Source organism: Sphingomonas sp., assembly GCF_040398505.1.
Classification (GTDB): domain Bacteria; phylum Pseudomonadota; class Alphaproteobacteria; order Sphingomonadales; family Sphingomonadaceae; genus Sphingomonas.
This window is the reverse complement of record NZ_JBBATX010000137.1, coordinates 1-4,584: the sequence shown is the minus strand read 5'-3', so window position 1 is coordinate 4,584 and position 4,584 is coordinate 1. Positions and strand designations below refer to the sequence as shown.

General features: G+C 63.7%; 5 protein-coding genes. 3 read left to right on the top strand and 2 right to left on the bottom strand.

Going from position 1 to position 4,584, the window contains the following annotated elements; translation table 11 throughout:
* The coding region (locus ABWP09_RS13050; RefSeq protein ID WP_353205560.1) for a phytoene desaturase at positions 1 to 1,439 on the bottom strand (1,439 nt) is incomplete at its 3' end.
* Complete coding sequence (gene crtY / locus ABWP09_RS13045; RefSeq protein WP_353205559.1) at positions 1,436 to 2,635, bottom strand: lycopene beta-cyclase CrtY; 1,200 nt, start codon at positions 2,633 to 2,635, stop codon at positions 1,436 to 1,438. The genes ABWP09_RS13050 and crtY, both read right to left, overlap by 4 nt.
* 83 nt (positions 2,636 to 2,718) lie before the next feature.
* On the opposite strand from crtY, the gene ABWP09_RS13040 reads away from it, so the two are divergent.
* The 3 genes from ABWP09_RS13040 to ABWP09_RS13030 form a co-directional block, all read left to right on the top strand.
* Positions 2,719 to 3,561 carry a sterol desaturase family protein gene (locus ABWP09_RS13040; protein ID WP_353205558.1) on the top strand — a complete coding sequence of 281 codons (843 nt, stop codon included), beginning with the start codon at positions 2,719 to 2,721 and terminating at the stop codon, positions 3,559 to 3,561.
* Positions 3,485 to 3,922: a DUF2141 domain-containing protein gene (locus ABWP09_RS13035; RefSeq protein ID WP_353205557.1), complete on the top strand. Its 438-nt coding sequence runs from the start codon at positions 3,485 to 3,487 to the stop codon at positions 3,920 to 3,922. The genes ABWP09_RS13040 and ABWP09_RS13035 overlap by 77 nt, the downstream gene beginning before the upstream one ends.
* Positions 3,923 to 3,990: 68 nt before the next feature.
* A partial coding sequence (locus tag ABWP09_RS13030; RefSeq protein ID WP_353205556.1) for a MipA/OmpV family protein occupies positions 3,991 to 4,584 on the top strand: 594 nt, incomplete at its 3' end.

The window sequence follows — 4,584 nt, the reverse complement described above, 5'->3', positions numbered from 1 at the left end:
CCGACCACGCCGGGAATCCCCGCCCCCGGATGCGTACCCGCGCCGACAAAATACAGGTTCGGAATATGGTCGTCGCGATTATGCACGCGAAACCACGCGCTTTGCGTCAGGATCGGTTCGAGCGAAAAGGCGCTGCCGAGATGCGCGTTGAGATCGCCCGCAAAGTCCTTCGGCGTGTACGAGAATTTGGTCACGATCCGCTCGTGAATATCGGGGATCAGCCGCCGCCCGACTTCATCGAGAATCCGCTTTTCGAGGATCGGCCCGATCTCGTCCCAATCGACCGGGAATTTGCCGAGATGCGGCACCGGCGCGAGCACGTAGAAGGTCGAATGCCCCTCGGGCGCGAGCGACGGATCGGTCACGGTCGGGTGGTGGAGATAGAGCGAGAAATCCTCGGGCAGCACGCCGTGATCGTAAATATCGGCCATCAGCCCCTGATAGCGCGGCCCGAACAGGATCATGTGGTGCGGAATCCCCGGCCAATCGCCCTTGATCCCGAAATGCACGACGAACAGCGACGGCGAATAGCGTTTGCGCACCAATGCCTTGCGGGTGCGCTGCGCACTGCGCGAGGATTTCAGCAAATCGCGATAGATGTGCATCACGTCGCCATTGCACGCGACCATGTCGGCATCCTTGTGCCATCCGCTCGCGGTCGTCACGCCGGTCGCGCGGTCGCCCATCGTTGCGATGTCGACCACCGCGTCGTTCAACCGCAGCACGCCGCCGAGGCGCTCGAACTGCGTGACCATGCCGGCAATCAGCCGGTTGGTCCCGCCCATCGCGAACCACACGCCGCCGTCTTTCTCCAACTTGTGGATCAGCGCGTAGATCGCGCTTGCGGTCATCGGGTTGCCGCCGACCAGCAACGTATGGAACGACAGCGCCTGGCGCAGATGCTCGTCCTTCACGTACGAACTGACGACCGAATAAACCGAGCGCCACGCCTGATATTTGAACAGCCCGGGTGCTGCCTTGATCATCGCCGCAAAGTCGAGAAAGGCGACATGGCCGAGCTTGCGATAGCCCTCTTCATACACGCCCGCCGCATAATCGAGGAACTTGGCATAGCCCGCCACATCCTCGGGGTTGAGCTTGGCGATTTCGGCGCGGAGCGCGGTTTCGTCGTTCGAATAATCGAACGAAACCCCGTCGGGCCAATTGAGCCGGTAGAACGGCATCACCGGCACCAGCGTGACGTCATCGGCCATGTCGCGCCCGGTCAGCGCCCAGAGTTCCTGCAGGCACGGCGGATCGGTGATCACGGTCGGACCGGCATCGAAGGTAAAACCGTCTTTTTCCCAGACGTACGCGCGGCCACCGGGCTTGTCGCGCGCCTCGACGATCACCGTCTCAACCCCGGCCGATTGCAACCGGATCGCCAGCGCGAGCCCGCCAAAGCCCGCACCGATGACGATCGCCGTCCGCCCGGTCATGACTTGGCCGATCGCAGCAAGCCGATCGCGCGCATCGCGCGCGGGATCGTCACCGGCGGCTTGCCGCTCAGCACGCGCACCTTGTCGAACAGCGTCGATCGCCCGGCATAAAAGCGCCGCACCAGCTGCGGATCGAGCCGATAGAAACGTTCGAGAACCCGGTAGCGCTCTTCAGGGTCGGCAGCGCGGAACAACATCTTGTCGAGCATACGGTAGAAGCCGCGCGCCTTCCACGTCCTTCTTGCGTAATCGTGCGTCAGGGCGTGCAGCCCCGCCCCCGACAGGTCGCTCGCAGTGGCGATCAGCGCCGCCATCCGCACCGCATCGGGCAGTGAATAGCCCGTGGTCGGGTGGAACAGGCCAGCGCGCATCCCCGCCTTGGCCACCTTATTGCCGCCCGATTGCCAATAGGCCTCGAAATCGCCGCCCATCGTCACCGGCAGCACGCCCGATTCCTCGCGCACGATATGCTGCGTCTGCCAGCCATGCGCAGCGGCATAGTCGAGCACGCGCTCCGCGATCGGATCGGCGTTGCTGCCGCTACCCGGCTTGGGGCGGTGCAGATCGGGCGTGTCGCTGTAATAGGTATCCTCGACGAACAGCCGCGTCGCCGAAAAGGGCAAGGTATAGACGAAGCGATAGCCGTCGATTTGCGGCACCGTCGCATCCATCACGATCGGATGGTCGACGCCGTGCGGCTCATCGAGCGCGAATTCCATGCCGATGAATTTCTGCCAGCCCAGATCGAGCAAGCTGAGATCGCCCGGGCCGCGCGCATCGATCACGCCCTTCGCTTCGATCCGGTCGCCATCGGCGAGGACGACCGCGGTCGGGCCGGCGGCGAGCACTTTGCGCCCGGTCATCAGCGCGCCCGGCGGCAGCGTTGCGCGGACGACCGTGTCGAGCCGCTCGGATTCGATCGAATAATAGGGGCTCTTCAGCGTCCTTGTGTACGCCGGAAACGCGATGTCATACTGCGTCCAGCCATAAGAAATCAGCGGCGCGACGATCCAGCGATTGCCCTCGTCAATGTCGCTGGCAAAGAACGACCAAAGATGATTGCCGCCGATCGACGCCGAACCCTCGACGATGCGCACGTCGAGTCCCGGCCGTTTCTTGGCCAAAGCGAGCGCGATCAAACCACCGGCCAGCCCGCCACCGACAATGGCCAAGTCGCAAATGTGGGTGGTCGGCATGGTGAAGAGCGATACTCGAAATGCGCTGTGGTGCAAGCGCGCGCGCGTGACGGATCGCTTCGACGCGTGTACGGTTCGCGGCGATGACCACGCTCTTTGCCATTCCGCTCGCCATCCCCATCGCCATCACCGCCTCGGCGCTCGTCATGTCGCTGATCGTCGGGATCCGGTACGTGATCGTGTCGGGCGCGTTCGATGTCGCGACGCGGGCGAGATATCCCGGCCTCTATACCGGCCTCAGCCGCCAAATCCGGCGCGAGATCGCGTGGAGCCTGGCCTCGGCACTCATCTACGGCATTCCCGCCGGGGTGGTCGCCTGGGGGTGGCAAAATCACGGCTGGACGCTGCTCTATGCCGACCTCCACGCCTGGCCCTTATGGTACATGCCGGTCTCGGTTTTCCTGTATCTGTTTGCGCATGACAGCTGGTTTTACTGGACGCACCGCTGGATGCACACGCCGCGCGCGTTCCGCATCGCGCATGCCGTCCACCACGAAAGCCGTCCGCCCACCGCCTGGGCGGCGATGGCGTTTCACCCGATCGAAGCGGTCACCGGCGCTGTGATAATTCCGCTACTCGTGTTCGGGATTCCGATCCACGTCGGCGCGCTTGGGTTGGTGTTGGGCATAATGACGGTTATGGGGGTAACAAATCACATGGGGTGGGAAGTTTTTCCTGCATTCATGTGGAAAGGCCGATTGGGGGATTGGCTCATCACGGCGAGTCATCATCAACGCCACCACGAACTGTATCGGGGCAATTATGGACTCTATTTCCGTTTCTGGGACCGGATCTGCGGCACCGATCGCGGCGTCGGCGATTTCGTCAAAAGCCATGCTCGGGCAGCCGATGCGCAAGCTGGCACTGGCAAGCGGCCTGGGCGCAGCGGCGTTGCTGTCGCTGCCCGGAGCAGTGGCGACGGGTGAACTGTCGGTCGATGTCTCCAACCTGCGCTCGCACAAAGGGTTCGTCCGCGTCTGCCTGACCGCCGATCCCGAGAATTTCCCGGCCTGCATCGATGATGCCGAGGCCGTAACGCGCTCGATCCCGGCCAGTGCGACCAATATCCGCTTCGACGGGCTCGCACGCGGGGATTATGCGGTCGCCGTCATCCATGACGAGAATGGCAATCGCAAGCTCGACACCTTCGCCGGCATCCCGCGCGAAGGTTTCGGCTTTTCGCGCAACCCCCCCGTCACCTTCGGGCCACCGCGCTTCGCCGCCGCGCGCTTCACGCTGGCCAGTGATGCCGAAACGCAACAGGTACGGATGCGCTACTTGTTCTGACGCCGACGCGCGGACCCAAAGCATCGCGGCGGCGTTACGGCCCAACCCCCCTGTTTTTGGAGCCACGCGTGATCGATCCCCGTTTTCTCGCCGCTGCCGCCGTCCTTATTCTGGCCGGTACCACTCCCGCCGTTGCGCAAGACGCCGCTTCGTCCGCCGCGACCGACGCGCAAATTGCCGACGACTATAATAAGGACAGCGTTACGGTCGGCATTGGCGGGGCCTATGTTCCCGATTATGACGGGTCGGATCATTACCGCATCTCGCCCGGCCCGGTCGCGATCGGGTCGGTCAAGGGCTTCAACTTTTCCGTGATCGGTAACCGCGGCAGCGTCGATCTGATCCCGAATCGCCCGGGCCAGAAGATCGACCTCCAGTTCGGGCCGATCGTCGTGCTCAATTTCGACCGGTCGACGCTGTCGACGATCGACGACCCGCGGATCCGCGCACTGGGCAAGCGCAGCACGACGCTCGAGCTCGGCGGCTATGCCGGCCTTGGCAAGACCGGCATCATCACCAGCCCGTACGACCGGCTGGCCGTGTCGGTCAGCTATCGCCAGGGTGTGACCGGCGCGCATCGCAGCTATGTCTGGCAGCCGGCGATCAATTACATCACGCCGCTCAGCCGCAAGGCGGCGGTCGGCTTTTACGGCAATGCGCAA